The organism is Flavobacterium luteolum (assembly GCF_027111275.1).
GTDB lineage: Bacteria > Bacteroidota > Bacteroidia > Flavobacteriales > Flavobacteriaceae > Flavobacterium > Flavobacterium luteolum.
On the sequence record NZ_CP114286.1, the window covers coordinates 3,854,203 to 3,874,881 of the forward strand.

General features: G+C 31.8%; 22 protein-coding genes. 14 read left to right on the forward strand and 8 right to left on the reverse strand.

Going from position 1 to position 20,679, the window contains the following annotated elements:
* The first annotated feature begins 75 nt into the window (after positions 1-75).
* The gene (locus tag OZP10_RS16500; protein WP_281631861.1) at positions 76-519 is read left to right on the forward strand and encodes a hypothetical protein; all 444 of its coding nucleotides are present in this window, start codon (positions 76-78) and stop codon (positions 517-519) included.
* Positions 520-638: 119 nt separating this feature from the next.
* Positions 639-2,213 carry a T9SS type A sorting domain-containing protein gene (locus OZP10_RS16505; RefSeq protein ID WP_281631862.1) on the forward strand — a complete coding sequence of 525 codons (1,575 nt, stop codon included), beginning with the start codon at positions 639-641 and terminating at the stop codon, positions 2,211-2,213.
* 158 nt (positions 2,214-2,371) lie between these two features.
* On the opposite strand, the gene OZP10_RS16510 is transcribed toward OZP10_RS16505, so the two are convergent.
* Both OZP10_RS16510 and OZP10_RS16515 read right to left on the reverse strand, forming a co-directional pair.
* Entirely contained in the window at positions 2,372-2,863 is a 492-nt protein-coding gene (locus OZP10_RS16510; protein WP_281631863.1) for a GNAT family N-acetyltransferase, read from the reverse strand.
* A gap of 134 nt (positions 2,864-2,997) precedes the next feature.
* Entirely contained in the window at positions 2,998-3,384 is a 387-nt protein-coding gene (locus OZP10_RS16515) for a tetratricopeptide repeat protein (protein WP_281631864.1), read from the reverse strand.
* Positions 3,385-3,718: 334 nt separating this feature from the next.
* Between OZP10_RS16515 and OZP10_RS16520 the strand changes: the two genes are divergently transcribed.
* Both OZP10_RS16520 and OZP10_RS16525 read left to right on the forward strand, forming a co-directional pair.
* Positions 3,719-4,162, forward strand: coding sequence for a hypothetical protein (locus OZP10_RS16520; protein WP_281631865.1), 444 nt, complete (start codon positions 3,719-3,721; stop codon positions 4,160-4,162).
* Positions 4,163-4,287: 125 nt separating this feature from the next.
* Positions 4,288-5,118 (forward strand): BRO-N domain-containing protein, encoded by an 831-nt coding sequence (locus tag OZP10_RS16525; protein WP_281631866.1) that lies wholly within the window; start codon positions 4,288-4,290, stop codon positions 5,116-5,118.
* A gap of 51 nt (positions 5,119-5,169) precedes the next feature.
* Here OZP10_RS16525 and OZP10_RS16530 read toward each other — a convergent pair whose 3' ends face one another.
* From OZP10_RS16530 to OZP10_RS16545, 4 genes are all read right to left on the reverse strand, one after another.
* Positions 5,170-5,556: a secretion protein gene (locus tag OZP10_RS16530; RefSeq protein WP_281631867.1), complete on the reverse strand. Its 387-nt coding sequence runs from the start codon at positions 5,554-5,556 to the stop codon at positions 5,170-5,172.
* 363 nt (positions 5,557-5,919) lie between these two features.
* Positions 5,920-6,321, reverse strand: coding sequence for a T9SS type A sorting domain-containing protein (locus OZP10_RS16535; RefSeq protein WP_281631868.1), 402 nt, complete (start codon positions 6,319-6,321; stop codon positions 5,920-5,922).
* Positions 6,322-6,874: 553 nt separating this feature from the next.
* Positions 6,875-7,279 (reverse strand): T9SS type A sorting domain-containing protein, encoded by a 405-nt coding sequence (locus OZP10_RS16540; protein ID WP_281631869.1) that lies wholly within the window; start codon positions 7,277-7,279, stop codon positions 6,875-6,877.
* A 610-nt stretch (positions 7,280-7,889) separates the two neighbouring features.
* Complete coding sequence (locus OZP10_RS16545) at positions 7,890-8,255, reverse strand: T9SS type A sorting domain-containing protein (RefSeq protein ID WP_177210326.1); 366 nt, start codon at positions 8,253-8,255, stop codon at positions 7,890-7,892.
* A gap of 450 nt (positions 8,256-8,705) precedes the next feature.
* Here OZP10_RS16545 and OZP10_RS16550 point away from each other — a divergent pair, with 450 nt between their 5' ends.
* The 3 genes from OZP10_RS16550 (at position 8,706) to OZP10_RS16560 (ending at position 11,273) form a co-directional block, all read left to right on the forward strand.
* A complete protein-coding gene (locus OZP10_RS16550) occupies positions 8,706-9,578 on the forward strand; it encodes an AraC family transcriptional regulator (RefSeq protein WP_177210325.1) in 873 nt (290 codons plus the stop codon).
* 203 nt (positions 9,579-9,781) lie between these two features.
* Complete coding sequence (locus OZP10_RS16555) at positions 9,782-10,651, forward strand: alpha/beta hydrolase (protein ID WP_281631870.1); 870 nt, start codon at positions 9,782-9,784, stop codon at positions 10,649-10,651.
* A gap of 91 nt (positions 10,652-10,742) precedes the next feature.
* Positions 10,743-11,273 carry a hypothetical protein gene (locus OZP10_RS16560; protein ID WP_281631871.1) on the forward strand — a complete coding sequence of 177 codons (531 nt, stop codon included), beginning with the start codon at positions 10,743-10,745 and terminating at the stop codon, positions 11,271-11,273.
* 73 nt (positions 11,274-11,346) lie between these two features.
* Here OZP10_RS16560 and OZP10_RS16565 read toward each other — a convergent pair whose 3' ends face one another.
* Positions 11,347-12,318 carry a TerC family protein gene (locus tag OZP10_RS16565; RefSeq protein WP_281631872.1) on the reverse strand — a complete coding sequence of 324 codons (972 nt, stop codon included), beginning with the start codon at positions 12,316-12,318 and terminating at the stop codon, positions 11,347-11,349.
* Between the two features lie 367 nt (positions 12,319-12,685).
* Complete coding sequence (locus tag OZP10_RS16570) at positions 12,686-13,702, reverse strand: glutamine synthetase beta-grasp domain-containing protein (RefSeq protein WP_012024410.1); 1,017 nt, start codon at positions 13,700-13,702, stop codon at positions 12,686-12,688.
* Positions 13,703-14,130: 428 nt separating this feature from the next.
* Between OZP10_RS16570 and OZP10_RS16575 the strand changes: the two genes are divergently transcribed.
* The 7 genes from OZP10_RS16575 (at position 14,131) to OZP10_RS16605 (ending at position 20,648) form a co-directional block, all read left to right on the forward strand.
* A complete protein-coding gene (locus OZP10_RS16575; protein ID WP_281631873.1) occupies positions 14,131-16,320 on the forward strand; it encodes a glutamine synthetase III family protein in 2,190 nt (729 codons plus the stop codon).
* A gap of 405 nt (positions 16,321-16,725) precedes the next feature.
* Entirely contained in the window at positions 16,726-17,535 is an 810-nt protein-coding gene (locus tag OZP10_RS16580; protein WP_281631874.1) for a hypothetical protein, read from the forward strand.
* 76 nt (positions 17,536-17,611) lie between these two features.
* Positions 17,612-18,130, forward strand: a complete 519-nt coding sequence (locus tag OZP10_RS16585; RefSeq protein ID WP_281631875.1) for a hypothetical protein — start codon at positions 17,612-17,614, stop codon at positions 18,128-18,130.
* A 3-nt stretch (positions 18,131-18,133) separates the two neighbouring features.
* Positions 18,134-18,538, forward strand: coding sequence for a hypothetical protein (locus tag OZP10_RS16590; RefSeq protein WP_281631876.1), 405 nt, complete (start codon positions 18,134-18,136; stop codon positions 18,536-18,538).
* Between the two features lie 38 nt (positions 18,539-18,576).
* A complete protein-coding gene (locus tag OZP10_RS16595; RefSeq protein WP_281634771.1) occupies positions 18,577-18,864 on the forward strand; it encodes a CsgE family curli-type amyloid fiber assembly protein in 288 nt (95 codons plus the stop codon).
* A 40-nt stretch (positions 18,865-18,904) separates the two neighbouring features.
* Positions 18,905-19,285, forward strand: a complete 381-nt coding sequence (locus OZP10_RS16600; protein WP_349293736.1) for a curli production assembly/transport component CsgF — start codon at positions 18,905-18,907, stop codon at positions 19,283-19,285.
* 1 nt (position 19,286) lies between these two features.
* Positions 19,287-20,648, forward strand: coding sequence for a CsgG/HfaB family protein (locus OZP10_RS16605; protein WP_281631878.1), 1,362 nt, complete (start codon positions 19,287-19,289; stop codon positions 20,646-20,648).
* The last annotated feature ends 31 nt before the right edge of the window (positions 20,649-20,679 follow it).

Genomic DNA, 20,679 nt, shown 5'->3' on the forward strand with positions numbered 1-20,679 from the left:
TGAAAAGCTTTCTGGGAAAGGCAAATCAATTATAAAAACCAAAAACTATATATAACCTCAAAAATTAATTTTTAAATGAAAAAAAGCATTTTTATTTTAGGATTGCTATTTATTACAAGCTTGAGTTTTTGCCAGACCAAGGTTAAGCAAGACATAAAAGCAACTAATAAAACAGAAAACAAAACATACGACTCAAAACTTTTTGGATGCTGGAAAGGCTCTGAAACAGGACAGCAGCAAGATGGTGTAAGTAAATATTGGGTTTCATGCCGTTTTGAAAACGGAACTAGTACTTTATTATTTGTTGTAATTTATCCAAGCGGTAAAGTCGATCAAACAACTGAAAATGGCAAATGGTGGGTTGAAAACGGAAAGTATTATGAATTACATAACTACGATGGCGTAATTGATGTTTACGATTATCAAGTTACAGAAGAAGGAGTTAATTTTCAATCGGTTGAATTAATGGGAAAAATGGACAATACTTATAAATTTACCGATTATAAAATTGCTGATTAAGTGAAATTGAAAGATTATAATTTAATAGAAAAATCTCTCAGAAATGAGAGGTTTTTTTGTTCATCTATTTTATACTTATATATTTACTTTTAATAAAAAAAACTTGCTAAACAAACCAAATGAAAACAAAACTACTTTTATTTTTTATACTCTGTATTTTTATCGAAACCAGTGCTCAACAGAAAATCTATGATTTAACTAGTAATCCAAACAGTTTTTTAAAATTTAATGGCAATTTATTTTTTGAAGCTAGTGCTGAAAATACAGGTTTTGAAATATGGAAAAGTGATGGAACTCCTGAGAACACAGCTATTCTTCACGCTATGAATGTAAGTAAAGGTTTTAATCCAAAAAGAATATTAAATACAGGTTCAGCTATATTAAATGGTAAGTTGTTTTTTATTGCAAGAGACAATCTTTCAAATGGAGAAATTTGGCGAACAGATGGAATAAATGAAACTGTAAAAATTACAGATTTTCTTAAAGGTAGAGTTGAGAAGCTTACAACTGTAGGAAATTCGATTTTCTTTTTAATGAAAACCAGCGATTATGTATTGCAGATCTGGAAAACGGATGGTACAAAAGAAGGAACAGTATTGATAAAAGATAATTTACCTATTTGGAATAAACCAACTTTTGAAGGTGAATTAAATAATATATTTATTTTTACTTTTCAGGTAGTTAATTCGAATGATTCTAGAGTGTGGAGAAGCGATGGAACTTCAGAAGGGACACATCCTATATCAGATCAAATGGATGGCAATGGTTCAGGATTAGGAGGTACTGCAGCATTTAGTCCATATATTAAAAGCGCTAATAAATTGTATTTTGTTAGCAGAAATTATTTATTTGAGACGGATGGAACTCCTGAAAATACAATAAATAGAGGAAATGTATGGAATGGAAGTTTTAAAATAGCAAATTTTAGTGATGTTATCGAAGTTAATGGAAATCTGTATTTTATGTTTTTTTCTGCGGATTATTTTAATGTAGAAATTTGGAAATTTAATTTAGCGAATAAAAATCTTTCTATGATATATTCGGCTCAAAATTCACAATATTTTTATCCTTCTAGTTTTGTATATAAAAACGATTCTTTAATTTTTTGTGGTCCAAATAGTGCTAATGGTACTTCATTGTTGTCTATGAAGCTTAGTAATAACGAGATATCTGAAATAAAGGAAATGCCATCAAGATCAAAGCCTTTTGTCTTTTTTGCTTATGAGTCTGCTGCTTTAATTTATAATATTAATAACAATGAATATTTTATCACATCACCTGAAGATGAAAAGCAAGAAAGAAGTGGTTATATTTTCAATTATAATTTGCAAAAAGTTGAAAATATTACTGCATTAGACAATGTTTCGGAGGCGATTAGTTATAATGATTATTTATATTATTCAAAAGACAACAAATTGTGGAAATATGCAAGTAATCTGAATGTAATATCAATAGATAAGCAACCATCATTAACTTTATATCCAAATCCTTCAACTGATTTTGTTCAAATTAATCTGCCTAATAGTGAAAGCATCCAAACGGTTAATATTTTTGATATAAATGGAAGATTGGTAACCGATTTATCGACTTTTCATGATAATAGAATTGATGTATCAAGATTGACTAAGGGAATTTATAATGTTCAGATTAAGTATGGAAATTCTCTTATAAATAAGAAAATTGTAAAGATATAAATTGAAGATTTGTAAAGTATCCTATAACGAAATTTCATGAAATTTGTCATTTCGACCGAAGGGAGAAATCACACTAGAAGCTTGACAAAGTAAGTCGCCAATCTTTGCGGAATTACGTGTGTGATTTCTCCCTTCGGTCGAAATGACAAAAATTGTGTTTAAATAATATCATCCATTTCGCTTATATCGCAACGCATGGTAGTAAGTATTGGTTTAAATCCTGCCTTTTTATAAGCGTTGACAGCGGCTTCATTGTCATGATATACCTCTAATCTAACTTCGGTTATTCCTTGAGATAAAACCCATTTTTTAAGACGGTCAATTAATAGATTATTAAGACCTTTTCCTCTAAATTCTGGATCTATAAACATAAAACCAAGATACCCGAAAAATTCATGCTTTTGAAAGGGCTTAGCTTGTCGGATTTGGCCATATCCACAACCAACGATTTGAGTGTTAAAATCTATAACCAAAAGTTCTGATTTGGGGTCAGAAATAAATTCCTCTATACTATAATAAAAAATCTCTCCTTCTTTTAATGTTACGTCGAAAGGTCTTTCTGCGTGCACTAAATGTTGCAGAAATTCGGCAAGTTTAGGTAAATCTGTATTTATAGCTTGCCTGATCAATATGTCTTTATTTTCATTCATATCTCAAATATATTGAAAATAAATTTTCCTTGCTCTGGATTTTTCCCTTAGATCAAAATGACAAGATTGTGTGTTTTAAATATAAAAACCTCCCATTTCAGAGAGGTTTTTATATATCAATTCAGGTTCTTTTATTAAACTTTCTTTTTTATCGAAGTTTTTGGTTTACGTTTTAATTTTTCAATCAGAGCATCGGCTTTTTCGTTTTCAGAAATAGAGCGTAAAGATTCTGCGTAGCGGTAATAGTAAACGGGATCTAAATCTGTGGTAAGGGCAAAGAGTTCGCTGTACCATTCGGCTGCTTTTTCAAGTTCGCAATTCGAGTACGATGAATTTCCTAATTTTTGAAACAAGTCTACAGATTTGTAGCCCTTTGCAGCGACTTTTTCGTAGGTCTTTATAACGTCAACATAAGCGTATTTTTCGCCGACTTTTTCGGTTCTATAATAAGTTTCATTTTGCGCCGTGGCGCGAAATGAAAATACGATTAACAATACTAAAATTGCTAAATGTTTTTGCATAGGTTTAGTTTTGGTTGTGGTATTTAATCGTATTTTTTAAATTGTTTTTGAAAATATTTTCAGCTCGATAAAAGCTTGCTAAATCAATAAACGTCAATTTTGGTCTATTATTTTGCATTTAATGATGCTTTTATTATACAAAGATATGTAACTCAGTAATATAAAGTGTTTTTAAACGATGTTTTTTTGATTTGGTCGATTATATTATGTTTTTGTAAATAATTGATTTTGTTTGATTTATATGTTTTTTTGAAAGTGAAAAACGATTTTGAGGTAGGTATTTTTATTTTTTAAAAAGAATATAATTTAACTTTATATCAGAAAGAACATTACGATGACAATACAGGATTATCTAGATAAAATAGAAAGCTTGCAACGCGAAAAGACTAAGATTACATTTTCTGACAATAATGATCTTGAGCTTTACGTTCAAAAAATGCAGCAAAGTGCCACATCCTTTTTTATGCTTGATGATGTATTGCAAAAAACTTCGGAAAGGATTCTTTTAAATAACGAAGCATTAAAATTGTTTGCGAATCGCTTAGGTTTGTTATTCTTAGAAGAAAAAGAATCAGGAAATGTATGTTTTGCCAATAGCGAAGAAGTGCGTCCAGAATATCGGCAAAGTTTCAGATTGATAGATTTCTTAGATTATATTTATGCTTTTATGCATTCTATGGTATATAAAGAAACAAAAAAAATAATCATCTTATCAGAGTCAGTAATTTTTTGGAAACTGGTAAAAATTGGTTCAGATTTGAATAGAAAATGTAAATAGGAGACAATTTATTTGAGTTGGTTTTCTGCTTAAATTTGTAATGTATTGGTGAGAACTTATTATTAACTTGTTAATTAATTGTGTGTTTTTTCTTATTTTTGTAAAAATAAAGAATGTAAAGAAAAATGAAAGAAGAAGGTGCTATTCAAATATTTGAAAAGAAGAAAGTAAGGGCAATTTGGGATGAAGAGCAAGAAAAATGGTATTTTTCTATAGTTGATGTTATACAAGTATTAACTGATAGCCCTAATGCAAGGAAGTACTGGAGTGTATTAAAACTTCGTTTAAAAAAAGAAGGAAGTGAGTTGACTACAAATTGTAGTCAACTGAAAATGCAAGCCACTGACGGTAAATATTATAAAACAGATGTTGTAGACACAGAACAAATATTTAGATTAATACAATCTATTCCATCGCCTAAAGCAGAGCCTTTTAAATTATGGCTAGCGCAAATTGCATCTGAACGTTTAGATGAAATGCAAGATCCTGAAATTACAATTGATCGAGCTTTAGAACAATATATGCAATTGGGTTATTCAGAAAGTTGGATTAATCAGAGATTAAAAAGTATCGAAATTCGGAATGAATTGACTAGAGAATGGAAAAGTAGAGGTATAAAGGAAGGAATGGAATTTGCTATTTTAACAGATATTATTTCAAAAGCTTGGTCAGGAAAAACAACTAAAGAATATAAAGTACTGAAAGGGCTTAAAAAGGAGAATTTGCGAGATAATATGTCTAATACTGAATTGATTTTAAACATGCTGGCAGAAGCATCTACAAAAGATATTTCAAGTGCTACAAATCCAGAAAATTTTGATGAAAGTAAAGAAGTAGCAAAACAAGGAGGAAATGTTGCTAAAGTTGCTTTAAACGAATTGGAATCTAAAACAGGAAAAAAAGTAGTAACTTCTTTAAATTCAAAAGATTTTATAGAGAAAAGAATTGAGAAATAAAAAAAAGCAGCTCCTGGTACGAGCTGCTTTTTTAATTTTTAGGGCAAAAAATTAACGACGGAAAGAAGGACTCTGGTTTACAGATTGGTCTAACTTTACAGTCTTAATTTTTTTAGCAGCAACTTTAATTTCGTGTTTCGCCACTTTGTCGTTTGCTTTCAATTCAAGAACATAAGTTCCAGCTGGAAAACTTTCTAAACTAATAGTTTTTGAAACCTCCAATTTGTCTGCTGCAGCGTCTCCTGCATAAAGTAAATTGTGATTCTCGTCATAAATAGAGAAAGATGCATTTTCTACAATGTCTAAAGTAAAGCTAACTACTTTTCCGTTTCCTGTTTTAATGTTTAAAATATAATCACCTTTTCCATCAATGGCATAGGTAAACACAGTCGCTAAAAAAAAGGCAGCAACTAAACCAGCTTTGGTAAATTTTGTCATGTTTTTTTTAAATTGTTAATTACTAAATGTGGAACGCGTAAAACTACAAATACAAATTTAATTTTTAGCAAAATATTGGCACTTTTCGATGTATAAGTTGCTGAATTGTAATTATTTCGGTATTTTGTTTAAACTATGTACGTAATTACTGGGTTTTCGGATTTGTTTTTAGAAAACATTTTTTAACACTTAAAAATCAAAGGGTTGAATTAATAAGAATAATTTTCAGAAATTTTCTGTTTCATCATCTCTTTTGATTTTTAAACAAAAAAAACAGCTCTGTAACCGTCAAGAGCTGTTTCTTATAATCGTAATTTTTAAAATTTTCTAACCTTAATTTATACCTTTTTGTGGTATAAAATTTTAGCGTGTAGCAACACTTGTATTTTTAGCAAAACCTGCTTTGTAAACATAAGAAACTGCATTTCTAGATAAAGATGCGTTATCTCCTATTGTGATTTCGTATTTTGCTTTTTTTACACTGTCTTCTACTTCTAAAAAATAAGTTCCTTCAGGAAATTCTTCTAGACTAAAAGTTCTTAAAATTCCATCTTTTCCAGATGCTGTTTCAGAATAGATTAAAGTCCCGTCTGTGTCATAAATAGCTAAATTGGCTTTCTGTACTTTGTTAAGTGCGAAAGTGATCAGTTTTCCATTAGCTTTTAATACATGAAGATTAAAATCTCCATTTCCATCAATTGCGTAAGTGCTTATTCCTGTGAAAAGCAACGCTGCTACTAAACTCAATTTTGCAATCTTTTTCATGGTACTTCGTTTTTAAATTATTAGTTCTAATTCTCTGATGCTAAATTACTTATGTAATACATGAAAAAGCGCAACTGTATTTTCCTATTTCTATGCTATATTCTCATTTACGAAACCGTTATAGGTTAAAACATGAATTATTTTTAACGTTTTTGTTAATTAGATTATTATTTTTCAATGTTTAGCTTCATTTTAAGTTTACAATGGATTAAGGATTTATTTACAAAAAAAGATGCTAAGGTACTAAGATGCTAAGGTTTTAAGTTTTTGAAAGATCTTGAGATTCTAAGCCTTTTCTTTTTTTGTTTTAGCTGTAGAGGCGCACTGCAGTGCGTCTTTTTTTTACGAACAATTTATATTTATGTGTCAAGATTTAGATCATAAGAAAAAAAACTTAGAACCTTAGCATCTTAGTATCTCAGAACCTTACATAAGTATAAAACAAAAAAAAACAGCTCAATAACCACAAAGAGCTGTTTTTAAAACTTTTGAAAGTTTTTAAACTTACTAACTATCTAACCTCACTTTTATACTTTATGAAAGCATAAACTTTTTAGCGTGCTGCCACGCTTGTATTTTTAGCAAAACCTGGTTTGTAAACTGAAGAAACTGCATTTTTAGATAAAATAGTAGCATCGTCAGTTATTGTGATTTCGTATTTTGCTTTTTTTGCATCGTTTTCTACTTCTAAGAAGTAAGTTCCTTCTGGAAATTCTTCTAAGCTAAATGTTCTTAGAATTCCATCTTTACCTGAAGCAGTTTCAGAATAAATAAGAGATCCGTCTTTGTCATAAATAGCTAAGTAGGCTTTTTGTGTTTGGTTAAGACCAAATGTGATCATTTTCCCATTAGCTTTAATAACATGCAGATTAAAGTCTGCTGTTCCATCAATTGCATAAGTGCTTATTCCTGTGAAAAGCAATGCTGCTACTAAACTCAATCTAACAATCTTTTTCATGGTATTTAGTTTTTAAATTAATAGTTCTAATTCTCTGATGCTAAATTACTTCAGTTGTAAGTAAAAAAGCAATACTATATTCTCCAATTTCTATGCTATATTCTCATTTACGAAACCGTTATAGGTTAAAATTTGAATTATATTTATCGTTTTCGTTAATTAGGTTATTATTTTTCAACGTTTTTGATGATTTTTGATTTACATTGAGATAACGATTTGTTTAAAAATGTAAGAAATTGTAAAGATGTTAAGGTGCTGAGGCACTAAGCTTCTAAGTTTTTAATTTGAATGTGTATTTAACCGCAAAAATCACAAGGTTTTTTTCTTCGGATTGTGAATATAAACGCAAAGTTCGCAAAGCTTTGTCAAAAAAAACTTTGCGAACCTTGCGTTCCCGATAGCTATCGGGATTGCGCGCTTTGCGGTAAAAAAAACTTTACTGTTAAGAAAGTATAAAGCAAAAAAAAACAGCTCAGTAACCACAAAGAGCTGTTTTTAAAACTTTTGAAAGTTTTTAACTTACTAACTATCTAACCTCACTTTTTATACTGTATTAGAGTATAAAGTTTTAAGTGCCGTGAAGAAAATTGCACTTAACCTTAATATTTTCTTAGTTAACAGAAACTGTTCCTTTTGAAGACAAAACAGAACTATTAGCGTTAACAGTGATATCGTATTTTACTTTTTTGAAGCTGTCAGCAACCTCTAAAATATATTTTCCTTGAGGGAATTCTTCTAAACTGAAAGTTCTTAAGATTCCGTCTTTACCAGAAGCATTCTCAGTATAGATTACATTACCATTTGTATCAGATATACTAATAACTGCTTTTTGTAATTGATTAATTCCAAAAGCAATTACCTTGCCATTTCCTTTTAATACATGAAGATTTAACGCTTCATTTCCATCAATTGCATAAGTACTCATTCCTGTTAGAAGTACTGCACATACTAAACTTAATTTCATAACCTTTTTCATATTCTATAGTATTAAATTTTTTTCGTTCATTTTTCTAAGGCAAAGTTATGGCAGCATGTGTGGTATTTTAACATCTATATTTTCCAATTTATATGCTATATTCTCATTTACGAAACCGTTATATGTTAAAATTTGACTTTAATGTTGTGTTTTTGTTAATTTGATTGTTTTTATTCAAAGTTTTTCAAAAACTGAATACTTCTTAAAATTTCCATTTTTCTTACAATTTTTAACAAATTGGTATAAAATCGAGTTTTAAATAGGATAAATAGAAAAAAAGTCAGGAAAAAAAATAAGACCCTAAAAAAAAGCCGATTTTGATGTAAATTATTCAGTGTTAAGAACGTTATTTTAATGTAAAATTCGCATTTACGAAACCGTTATAGGTTAAAATTTAAATTATTTTAGGTGATTTTGTTAAATTTGCTATTATTTTTTAAAGAAATTATCATGAAGACAATTGCCCCAGCTCTTGAAGTGATAACTAACTCATACGGAAGTTCTTTTACCTACGCTAAACACGCCGAAAAGACCAATAGTAAAGCTCATTTATGGCACTATCATCCAGAAATTGAGTTGGTCTATATAAACGGTGGGGCAGGGAAGAGACAAATAGGAAGCCATGTTTCTTATTATACCAATGGTAGTTTACTTTTAATAGGAGCTAATTTGCCGCATTGCGGTTTTACAAATGAGCAGACTGGAAATACAACGGAAACCGTTATCCATATTAAGCCTGAATTTTTAGGAAGCGACTTTTTTGTGGCTCCCGAAATGAGAAAAGTTCAGAATATTTTAAAGCAAGCTAAAGGCGGAATCGCTTTTGGTGGCGAAACGAAAAAGCGTATCGGAAAGAAAATTGAAATGATGGAAAATGAACCGCCATTTCAGAGATTAATGACGCTTTTGAGTGTTTTAGACGAATTGGAATCGGCTGAAGAATATACCATCTTAAATGCTGACGGGTTTTCGATGGAATTGCAAACGCAAGACAACGATCGTATGAATGTGGTTTTCAATTTTGTGAAAGATCATTTTCAGGAATCTATTTCTATAGATGAGGTTTCGAGTCTGGTAAGCATGACTACGCCATCTTTCTGCCGTTATTTCAAGAAGATTTCAAACAAGACATTTACTGAGTTTGTAAATGAATATCGTTTAGTGCACGCTTCAAAACTTTTGGCAGAACAGCCTATGAGTATTAATGAGGTTTGTTACGAAAGCGGTTTCAATAATTTCAGCCACTTTAGTAAATCGTTTAAACAATACACCGGTAAAAGCGCTTCGCAATACCGTCATGAACATAAGATTATTATTAGTTGATAATTTTATGCCACAGATTACGCAGATTTAAATGATTTTGTATTATTCTGGATTGAAGTGTAAATAAAAAAAATCCATAAAATCATTTTAATCTGTGGCTAAAAAAGAAATCCGACTAGTTAGAACCTAGTCGGATTTTTCATATATTTTATTCTGAAAAAAGTTATATTTACAAACCCTAATCAGAAAAAAAAAATATCAAAATGAAGAAATTTAAAATGCTATTGTCTGCATTTTTGCTTTGTCTTACCACCATGACATACGCTGCAAAAGTAGACACACTTCAAGTTGCGAGTACCGCTATGGGTAAAACCTATAAGGCAGCGGTAGTTTTACCAAATTCTTATGCAAAAAGCAAATCGACTTTTCCGGTAATGTATCTTCTGCATGGTGCGTACGGACATTTTAGCGATTGGCTAAAAAATACGCCAAACAAAAAACTGGTTCATAATCTAGCAGATCAATACAATATGATTATTGTAATGCCAGAAGGAGAAACGTTTAGTTTTTATATTGATAGTCCTGTAAATAAAGAAAGTCAGTTTGAAACTTTTATTACGCAGGAAGTTATTCAGAAAATAGATAAAACATACCGAACTATTGCTAATAAAAACGGAAGAGTAATAACAGGACTTTCTATGGGCGGACACGGTGCATTGTATTTGTCTGCGAGACATCCAGATTTGTTTTGTGCAGCTGGAAGTATGAGCGGTGCTGTAGATATGAGTACGATGCTTAATAGAGATTCTTCGGCTCAAATTGTAAAATTAATGCAGCCTGTTTTTGGTGATAAAAGCGGAAACACCGAATTGTATGAACAAAATTCTGTTTTAAGAATGGCGGATAAACTCAAATCGAACAAATTACCTTTAATAATAGATTGCGGAGTAGACGATTTTTTGATTGAGCCAAATAGAGAATTACACAGAAGATTGGTTTATAATAAAGTGGATCACGATTATACAGAACGTCCAGGAGCTCATACTTGGGATTATTGGGAAAATTCACTTCCGTATCACGCTTTATTTTTTAATAAAATACTAGCTAAAAATCAGGTGACTGCAAAAAAATAAGGGCATTTTTGTTTTAAAATTATCCAAATCACTTTTTTTGGTTTAATTTTTGGAATACCTTTATATAGTATAATCCTTAAAAAAAATAATTATGAAAAAGATACTTACCTTATTTGCAGTTATCGGTTTAATTGCATTTTCTAGTTGTGAAGGGCCAGAAGGGCCTCCAGGACCTCCGGGATATGATGGAGTTGGAACAGTTTATGAAAATGCACCTCCTAATTATTATAATTTCAATTCAAGTTCAGATCCACTTAAAAATTTTAGAGTTAGATTTGTTTTTCCACAACGAATTTTTGATTCAGATGTAGTTTTGGTGTATCGATATGGAGGTGTGGATAGTGGCAGAGATGTTTGGGAATTTTTGCCTGAAACGCATTACTTTGATGATGGTACAAGGGACTTTTCTTTTGATTTTACATTTAGTGATTCTTTTGTGGATATTTATTTAAATGGTAATAATCTAACTGATTCAGCACTTGATCCTTACAGATTTAATCAGATTTTTAGAATTGTTGTAGTTCCTGCTGATTTTGCAAAATCTGTTAATAAGGCTAATTATTTGGAAGTTATGAAAGCAGCTAACTTAAGTGAAAGTCAAGTACAAAAAATTAAGCTTTAATTTCTCTTAATTATAAATAAAAAAAGGAAATCGTAAGATTTCCTTTTTTTATGAATATATGTTTTGAAGCTAATTATTCTTCGCTTGACGAATCATTTAAAACCTTTTCTGGGCCAAATTTAAGAGAAACTAGAATTCCTACTAGAAGAGATAAAGCAATAAATCCTAAAGAAGCCCATTCTGGAACGTGGAAGAAATCGTGTAAAAGCATTTTTAATCCAACGAAAGCTAGAATTGCAACTAAGCTGTATTCTAAATAACTGAATTTTGCCAGCATATTTGCTAAGAAGAAATACATAGAACGTAATCCAAGAATCGCAAAAATATTCGAACTAAATACTAAAAACGGATCTTTGGTAATAGCAAGAATTGCTGGAACACTATCTACAGCAAATAAAACGTCCATCACTTCGATAACAATTAAAGCTACAAATAATGGAGTAGCTGCTTTTTTTGCAGTTTTGGTCGAAATGAAAAACTTCTCGCCATCTGTCTCTGCTGTAATCGGCATAACTTTGCCTAAAGCTTTATAGATAAAAGAATCTTTTGGGTGGAAATCTTCTTCTTCTCCCGAAAAAAGCATTTTTATTGCGGTAAATATTAAGAAAACTCCAAAGACATACGTTGTCCAAGAGAATTTGTTAATTAGCATAACTCCGAAGAAAATCATTAATCCGCGGAAAACAATAGCGCCTAAGATTCCCCAGAATAAAACACGGTGCTGGTATTTTTGCGGAATTTTGAATGAAGCAAAGATAATAGCGATAACAAAGATATTATCGACACTCAGCGAAAGCTCGATCAAATAACCCGTAATAAACTTCATTGAAGCGACAGCTGGTTTCAAATTGTCTGGATTATCAATATAGTCTGTGGTGTAAAGCCAATAAATTACTCCCGAAAAGAGGAAAGATAAAGTAACCCAAACTAAGGTCCATTTGCTGGCTTCTTTTGTACTAATAATATGTGGCGTTTTATTAAAGACACCTAAATCTAAAGCAAGAATAAAAACTACAGCAAGTAAAAAGAGTGACCAGACTATCATAATGATTTTTTTTAATGATTTACAAAGATAAGTTTTGATGTTTAACTTAAAAATTAAATTTAATCCTAAAATTAAGTAATATTTGTTATTTGTAAAGTGTTAAGTATTATAAAGTTATGAGGTTTTTTGAGGCTTAATTTGTTTTGTTTTTTTAGTTTATAGAATTTTGCTCTTAGTTTTGTCATTCCGAGGAACGAGGAATCACACTAGAAACTCCGCAAAGAATGTCATCAATCTTTGTCGAATCCCGAGTGTGATTCCTCGTTCCTCGGAATGACAAACAGTGTGGCTCGTTATGTCGGGTTTATGGTAAAAAAAATGCCAGCAAATAATGCTGGCGTTTTTAGTATATAATTTAAGCTTAAAATTATAGCGCTGATTTAACAGTTTTGATAATTCTAGCAGCAATTTTGTAAGGGTCTCCGTTTGAAGCTGGTCTTCTGTCTTCCAACCATCCTTTCCAACCTTTTTGAACAGTCATTAAAGGAATTCTGATAGAACATCCTCTGTCTGAAACTCCATAAGAGAAATCGTGGATAGAAGCAGTTTCGTGCTTACCAGTTAAACGCTGATCGTTGTAAGCTCCGTAAACTGCAATGTGTTCAGCAGTAACAGGACGGAAAGCTTCACAGATTCTTTCGTAAGTTGCTTGGTCTCCACATGTTCTTAAAACTTCGTTAGAGAAGTTAGCATGCATTCCAGAACCATTCCAGTCTGTATCTCCTAGAGGTTTTGGGTGATATTCAATATAGTAACCATATTTCTCAGTTAAACGGTCTAATAGGTAACGAGCAACCCAGATTTCATCTCCAGCTTTTTTAGCACCTTTAGCGAATAATTGGAATTCCCATTGTCCGCAAGCAACCTCTTGGTTGATTCCTTCAAAGTTGATTCCAGCAGCGATACATAAATCAGCATGCTCTTCAACTAATTTTCTACCGTGTGTGTTTTTTCCACCTACAGAACAGTAGTACATCCCTTGTGGAGCAGGGTATCCTCCAACTGGGAAACCAAGTGGAAGTTGTGTTTTAGTATCCATAATGAAATACTCTTGTTCGAAACCAAACCAAAAATCATCATTATCATCATCAATTGTAGCTCTACCGTTAGAAGGGTGTGGAGTTCCGTCTGCGTACATAACTTCAGACATTACTAACCATCCGTTGATACGAGTTGGATCTGGATAAATTGCAACAGGTACTAAAAGACAGTCAGAAGAACCACCTTCAGCTTGTTTAGTTGACGAACCATCAAATGACCAGTTTCCAAGTTCTTCTAATGTTCCTTTGAAGTTTTCGTGCTCTTCAACTTTAGTTTTACTTCTAAGATTTTGAGTTGGTTCATATCCATCTAACCAAATGTACTCTAACTTAATTTTAGCCATAATAATATAAATTAATTTTTTTGTTTTTTTCGTTGGGTCAAATATAGATTTATTTTTTTAGTCCTAAAAATTAGGGGGCTATTTTGTTTTGTGAAGTATAATTTTTTGGATAAGCGCAATTTTGTTAGGGGTATATTTTAAAAAAAGCAATTTTAATTACCTTAAAAAAATAAATTCGTAATAATTACGGCTCATTTTTGAATTTATGGGTTAAGAAATTATGAAAAAATGTTTATTTAATCAATAATACCGTACAGTTTTGTTATATTTCTGTGATTTGAATTCATTATTCTTCGAAAAAAGCATTTTATGTTGAAAAATCATTGGCTAAAAATCTAAAATTTATATTCCAAACAGGTACTTTAATTGTTTATATTTGCTGATCATTTTTTAATGAAAATTAGTACGAATTTAAAATATACATAACCATGTCAACATTACGTTTTCAAGCTTTACAACAAGCTTCTAACAGAAAGCCGGTACATTTTGAAGAAATTGGCCGAAAATCAAATCTTTTTGGTGCAAATGTGTTTAATGAAAAGGCGATGAAGCAATATTTAACTTCAGATGCATTTAAAGGAGTAAGAGATGCTATCCAGCACGGAACTAAAATCGACAGAAAATTAGCAGATTATATTGCCATGGGAATGAAAGAGTGGGCTCTTTCTAAAGGTGTAACACATTATACGCACTGGTTTCAGCCACTTACAGGAACTACTGCAGAGAAACACGATGCTTTTTTTGAAACCTCTTATGACGGAAGCGAATCTGTAGAAAAATTTGGAGGCGCACAGTTAGTGCAGCAAGAACCAGATGCATCTAGTTTCCCGAATGGCGGAATCAGAAATACTTTTGAGGCAAGAGGTTATACAGCTTGGGATCCGACTTCTCCAGCTTTTATATATGGTACAACTTTATGTATACCAACAGTATTTATTGCTTACACAGGTGAAGCTTTAGATAATAAAATACCTTTATTAAGAGCATTATCTGCAATTGACGAAGCGGCTACAGAAGTTTGTAAATATTTTGACAAAAACGTAAAAAAGGTAACAGCAACATTAGGCTGGGAGCAGGAATATTTCTTGATTGACAAAGCTTTGGCAAATTCTCGTCCTGACTTAATGATGACAGGAAGAACCTTATTAGGACACACTTCTGCAAAAGGTCAACAATTAGATGATCATTATTTCGGATCTATTCCAACTAGAGCTCTTACTTATATGAGAGATTTAGAGCAGGAATGTATGCTATTGGGTATTCCGGTAAAAACGCGTCATAATGAAGTTGCGCCAAATCAGTTTGAGTTAGCGCCGATTTTTGAGGAAACGAATCTTGCTGTAGATCATAACTCTTTATTAATGGATGTAATGCAGAAAGTGGCAGAACGTCATGACTTTAAAGTATTATTTCACGAAAAGCCTTTTAAAGGAGTAAACGGTTCTGGAAAACACAATAACTGGTCGTTGGCTACAGATACAGGAGTTAATTTATTGAGTCCGAGCAAAACGCCAATGAGCAATTTACAGTTTTTGACTTTCTTTATTAATACAATCAAAGCGGTTAATGATAACGAAACTTTATTAAGAGCTTCTATTGCAACAGCAAGTAACGATCATAGGTTAGGAGCAAATGAAGCACCACCAGCAATTATGTCTGTATTTATTGGAGCGCAATTGACAAAGGTTTTATCTGAATTAGAAAGTGTAACTACAGGAAAACTTTCGCCAGAAGAAAAAACAGATTTGAAATTGAACGTGGTGGGTAAAATTCCAGACGTATTATTAGATAATACAGATCGTAACAGAACTTCGCCTTTTGCTTTTACAGGAAACAAATTTGAGTTTAGAGCTGTAGGTTCAAATTCAAACTGTTCAAATGCAATGACAACTTTGAATGCAATTGTAGCAAAACAGTTAATTGACTTTAAAAATGAAGTAGAGAACTTGATTGAAAATAAAGACATGAAAAAAGACGATGCGATCTTTAATGTCTTAAGAGAGTACATCAAACAATCTAAAAAGATTCTTTTTGAAGGAGACGGTTATAGTGAAGCTTGGGAAAAAGAAGCGGCTAAAAGAGGATTGAGCAACTTTAAAACTACTCCAGAAGCTATTAAAGCTAAGGTTTCTAAACAAGCTTTAGAATTATTTGAACAATTAGGAATCTTTAATCACGTAGAAGCCGAGGCTCGTTATGAAATCGAATTGGAAGAATACACTAAAAAAATCCAAATTGAAGGTCGTGTTTTAGGAGATATTGCTAGAAACCATGTAATTCCAACTGCAATTCGTTATCAGAATACATTAATTGACAATGTAAAAGGATTAAAAGAAATTTTCGGAAAAGATTTTGAAGCATTGGCTAAAGAGCAGATTGTTTTGATTAGAGAAATCTCAGGTCATATTGAAGGAATCAATTCTAAAGTATTGGCAATGACCAATGAGAGAAAGAAAGCCAATCAATTGACAGATGCTCAAAAAATGGCTGAAGCTTACTGTAATAAGGTAAAACCATATTTTGAAGATATCCGTAATCATTGTGATAAATTAGAATTATTGGTAGATGATGAAAGCTGGACATTGACCAAATACAGAGAATTATTGTTTACGAAATAATGCTAACGTAACAATTTGTTAAAGCCTGTCTCAAAAAGACAGGCTTTTTTTTGAGATTATACTAAAAAAATGGTTTAAGAAGGACTTTTTTGCTAGTTATACACCTTGAAATGTAAAGAAATTGTATTAAGTATCTTTTTTCCTATAAAAATTTTAAAGTATTTTGGCAGTTCATCGAGATAGTTTTACAGTTCATCGAAAAGAGGTTAATATGTTGTAAAATAGGTATTTATACGTGAACCGATTTTACAGAAAGTTTTCTAATTTTGGTCATGAAGTTGAGAAAATAGGATTAAAAAACTATTTCAAATGATGTTCTGGAGCCCCCTCCCGTTTCCCCCAAATTGTCAACCTGCAAGTACCTACATAATAATTTGTATTAATAACCAATTAAATATATTTATTATGAAAAAAGTAATTTTAAGCATCTCAGCGATGCTGTTTGTAGGGTTTGCTGCCGTTGCGCAGAATAACACAAGTAATGTTGACCAACTTGGAAATACTCAAGTATCTTCAGTAACTCAACATGGTAGTTCAAATGATGCGCAAGTAAGACAAGGGGTTTTACCAAGTCAATTAGCTGCGTCAAACAATAATACCACAACAATTTTTCAACAAGGATCAGGTAATGCTGCCTTTACTTCGCAAAACAATTTACAGAATGATGCATATCAAACTCAATATGGTAACAGTAACCAAGCTACTATTTGGCAAGATCAGTTGGAAGGTAATGCAAGTCAAGGATATGATTTAGCAGTTCAATACCAAAGCGGAAGTAATAATAAAGCAACTATTGATCAAGGAACAACGGGTAATAACCCTAAACCAACAAACCCTCCTTTTTCTGCAGCACAAAAACTTGTAATTGATGCTGTTGTTGTTCCTGCAGCTCCACATGCGCTTAATGATGCATACCAAACACAAACTGGTACTTATAGTGTGGCTTATGCTAGCCAAGGTGGTTGGGATAATTACTCAAATCAAGTGCAAAATGGTACAGGTGGAAATGATAGTGATAAAAACGTTTCAAACCATTATCAATACGGAAATTATAACCAAGCATGGTCTAATCAAAATGGTTGGGACTTAACTACTGATACAGTTCAAATTGGAAACTATAACTTTTCATCAGTTACTCAAGCTAATAATGGTCATTCTAGTGTTGTTTTCCAAAATGGAACTGCTAACGTTTCAAATGTTGCACAAACAAATTAGATAAATAATTGAAAAGAATATAATAATGGGAAAGCGATTAGCTTTCTCATTATTTATATTTTAAAAATATCAGAAAATGAAAAAAATACTTTTAATCTTGATTCTATCATCTGGTTTTTGTACTGCTCAAAATCAAAGTGATTATAAGAATGATGATTTTAAAAATTATAGTTCTTCTATTTTTAATTCAGAAGAGAAAGCTTTAAGTGTCGTTACTGGTATGAATACAAAAGCACAAGATAATTTAAAATCAAAAATTCAGACTGGTATCCAAATACAGCAAATAGGAGATTTAAATAAAGTGCATGCAAATTTAAAATCAAATGAGACAAAAGTTGCTGTAACTCAAAATGGTGATTACAACACTTTATTGCTAGATAAAAATGCTAAAACAATTACTCAAAATGTTGTGCAGCAAGGAAACAACAATCGGATCACTGATTATACATTGTACACTAAATACAATGTAAATATGGAAATGATCCAAAATGGTGATAATCAAAATATTCAAAACATTGGAACCAATTCACTGTCCAAAAACATGAAAATTACCCAGACAGGAAATGGCGCTTCAATAATTCTTATAAATAAATAAAAGATGCGTTTTATAAACAGGCATATCATACTCTTTTTAATGTTTTTTTCATTTATAATGTTAGGACAAGTTCCGCAAGATAAATTCAAAGCAAAAATCGAAGTAGAGAAAGTTGAAAACAGTGTAAAAATCACTGGTACTGCAGAAAACCTAACAGATGTTATTCGCAGTGCGGGCTATCGCTTGTCTGTTATAAAAAATAATGATAAAAGTAATAATCAATCTAATAATGAACAAGTTGGTGTTTTTACCTTACAGCCCAATGAGATTCAAAAATTATCTACTTCTCAGATTAATTTGACCGCAGAAGATGAAGTAATTGTTTTGCTATTGTTTTATGATGAAGACAAACAAATTGTCGCAAAAGACCGTGTGGTATTAGGTGAAGAAAAAAAAAAGATAATGTAATAGTCCTTCCCACTGATGGATTTGTTTTAAGGGGTATCATTACCGATGATACTAAAACAAAAGCAGGAAAAGATTTTTACGATAGATATTATTACAAATACAATGAAATAGGGATAAACGCCGAAAAAATAGTGACAATAGGTGAAGAATATAGTTTTGCCAGAAATACAGCAATATCTATAACTATAGATAATGAGGTTATTTATAATTTTTTAATTAGGCCAGACGACGAATTTTTAGATGCGGTTGCAGAAGAAGCTGTAAACGCAACCTTTACTTATTTGAAAGAAAAAGAAAAACAACGCAAATATTTCACTCAGTATTAATTTTATTATTAGCGACATGAAATTTATTTTAACCTTCGCAATGGTACTCTGCATTTCTCCGTTTATAAACGCGCAGGCACTAGTTTATAAACCAGTCAACCCGGCTTTTGGAGGAGATACTTTTAATTATCAATGGCTTTTAAGCAGTGCAGAAGCACAAAATAAACAAAAGGATAAAACAGCAGATGCTAAACCACAAACTGATTTAGAGCGATTTAAATCGAGTTTGAATTCGCAATTATTAAGTCAGATTTCCAGTCAACTTTACAAACAGCAATTTGGTACAGATGGTATCAAAGAAGGCTCTTATACTTTTGGGAGTTATTCGGTTGATGTGTTCCCCTCTTCAGGTGGACTGACACTCAATATTCTGGATACCAATACAGGAGAGCAAACTCAAGTAATCATCCCAAATCAATAACATGCGATTACATTACTACTCATTTATCTTAATTGGATTTCTTTTTACTGGCTGCGGCGCTTACTATAATCAACCCACTGGAGTTCAAAAAGCTGTTTTGGGAGAAGGAACGCCTGCGACGTCATTATTAAAAGATCTGCCAAAACCTAAGGAACCAGTTGTGGTTGGTGTCTATAAATTTAGAGACCAAACGGGACAGTATAAACCTCAGGAAAACGGAAGCAGTTTTAGTACAGCTGTAACTCAGGGAGCGACTTCTATTTTGATAAAAGCGCTGGAAGATTCTAAATGGTTTGTTCCCATTGAACGTGAAAATATTGGAAACTTATTGCAGGAACGAAATCTTATTCGTGCAACAAGACAGGAATATGTAAAAAATGCTAATCCCAATGAGCCGCAACTAACACCTTTATTGTATGCGGGAGTTTTATTAGAAGGAGGAATTGTTTCCTATGACTCTAATATTATTACAGGCGGATTTGGCGCAAGATATTTTGGTGCGGGAGCATCTGTAAAATATCGTCAGGATCGTGTAACAATTTATCTGAGAATGATTTCTACATCAAACGGAAAAATTTTAAAATCGGTTTATATATCAAAAACTATTTTGTCTCAGGCAATTGACGAAAGTCTTTTCAGATATGTCAATTTTAAAAGACTTTTGGAAGTAGAAACAGGTTACACGACTAACGAACCCGTACATATGGCTGTTACAGAAGCTATAGAAAAAGCCGTTGAATCTTTGGTTTTGGAAGGAATAAAGGACAATATTTGGGAAGCAGACGCGCCAAAATGGGAAGTTGATAATTTATTAAAAGCTTACGCTGAAGAAACAAAAACTGCTGATGTGACTGGTTTGTATGACCGTGTACTTGAAAACAGAAGAAGTAAATTTGGCATTGAGCTTTCTGGTGGTACTACTTTAATGGATGGAGATTATCAAGATCCGCTATTAAGACCTTTTGGACGTGGAGCCTTAAAATGGATGCTTACTCCAAGTTTTACGGTAAGTGCTTCTACGAACGTTGTAAACCTTGCTAATAAAAATTTGCTTGATGTTGGCTACATTACCTACGACCTGAACATGGAATGGATCATTCTTCCAAAAGACCGTCTTACTCCATATTTATATATTGGAGGAGGGTATGGTATGAATAGGAAATTTGAAAATACGTATGGAAAAATTCAATATGGTGCGGGCTTAGAATATATGGCATCAGACCAAATCGGAATTAAATTGTTTGCTGAACAGAATATTAATTTCAGTGACAATCTTGATTATATCGTAGCAGGAACTCGTGATGATTACTATTATAAATTCGGGTTAGGACTAACGTTTTACTTTGGTAAAAAGAAAAAGTAACAAGTTAGAAATTTCGAAAATAGAAGACACA

Coding starts and splice junctions, on each gene's coding strand:
- OZP10_RS16605 (WP_281631878.1), top strand. CDS start 19,287: ATGCGATTACATTACTACTCATTTATCTTAATTGGATTTCTTTTTACT.
- OZP10_RS16530 (WP_281631867.1), bottom strand. CDS start 5,556: ATGACAAAATTTACCAAAGCTGGTTTAGTTGCTGCCTTTTTTTTAGCG.
- OZP10_RS16585 (WP_281631875.1), top strand. CDS start 17,612: ATGAAAAAAATACTTTTAATCTTGATTCTATCATCTGGTTTTTGTACT.
- OZP10_RS16600 (WP_349293736.1), top strand. CDS start 18,905: ATGGTACTCTGCATTTCTCCGTTTATAAACGCGCAGGCACTAGTTTAT.
- OZP10_RS16580 (WP_281631874.1), top strand. CDS start 16,726: ATGAAAAAAGTAATTTTAAGCATCTCAGCGATGCTGTTTGTAGGGTTT.
- OZP10_RS16570 (WP_012024410.1), bottom strand. CDS start 13,702: ATGGCTAAAATTAAGTTAGAGTACATTTGGTTAGATGGATATGAACCA.
- OZP10_RS16590 (WP_281631876.1), top strand. CDS start 18,134: ATGCGTTTTATAAACAGGCATATCATACTCTTTTTAATGTTTTTTTCA.
- OZP10_RS16510 (WP_281631863.1), bottom strand. CDS start 2,863: ATGAATGAAAATAAAGACATATTGATCAGGCAAGCTATAAATACAGAT.
- OZP10_RS16535 (WP_281631868.1), bottom strand. CDS start 6,321: ATGAAAAAGATTGCAAAATTGAGTTTAGTAGCAGCGTTGCTTTTCACA.
- OZP10_RS16560 (WP_281631871.1), top strand. CDS start 10,743: ATGAAAAAGATACTTACCTTATTTGCAGTTATCGGTTTAATTGCATTT.
- OZP10_RS16550 (WP_177210325.1), top strand. CDS start 8,706: ATGAAGACAATTGCCCCAGCTCTTGAAGTGATAACTAACTCATACGGA.
- OZP10_RS16505 (WP_281631862.1), top strand. CDS start 639: ATGAAAACAAAACTACTTTTATTTTTTATACTCTGTATTTTTATCGAA.
- OZP10_RS16545 (WP_177210326.1), bottom strand. CDS start 8,255: ATGAAAAAGGTTATGAAATTAAGTTTAGTATGTGCAGTACTTCTAACA.
- OZP10_RS16500 (WP_281631861.1), top strand. CDS start 76: ATGAAAAAAAGCATTTTTATTTTAGGATTGCTATTTATTACAAGCTTG.
- OZP10_RS16525 (WP_281631866.1), top strand. CDS start 4,288: ATGAAAGAAGAAGGTGCTATTCAAATATTTGAAAAGAAGAAAGTAAGG.
- OZP10_RS16555 (WP_281631870.1), top strand. CDS start 9,782: ATGAAGAAATTTAAAATGCTATTGTCTGCATTTTTGCTTTGTCTTACC.
- OZP10_RS16575 (WP_281631873.1), top strand. CDS start 14,131: ATGTCAACATTACGTTTTCAAGCTTTACAACAAGCTTCTAACAGAAAG.
- OZP10_RS16515 (WP_281631864.1), bottom strand. CDS start 3,384: ATGCAAAAACATTTAGCAATTTTAGTATTGTTAATCGTATTTTCATTT.
- OZP10_RS16520 (WP_281631865.1), top strand. CDS start 3,719: ATGACAATACAGGATTATCTAGATAAAATAGAAAGCTTGCAACGCGAA.
- OZP10_RS16565 (WP_281631872.1), bottom strand. CDS start 12,318: ATGATAGTCTGGTCACTCTTTTTACTTGCTGTAGTTTTTATTCTTGCT.
- OZP10_RS16540 (WP_281631869.1), bottom strand. CDS start 7,279: ATGAAAAAGATTGTTAGATTGAGTTTAGTAGCAGCATTGCTTTTCACA.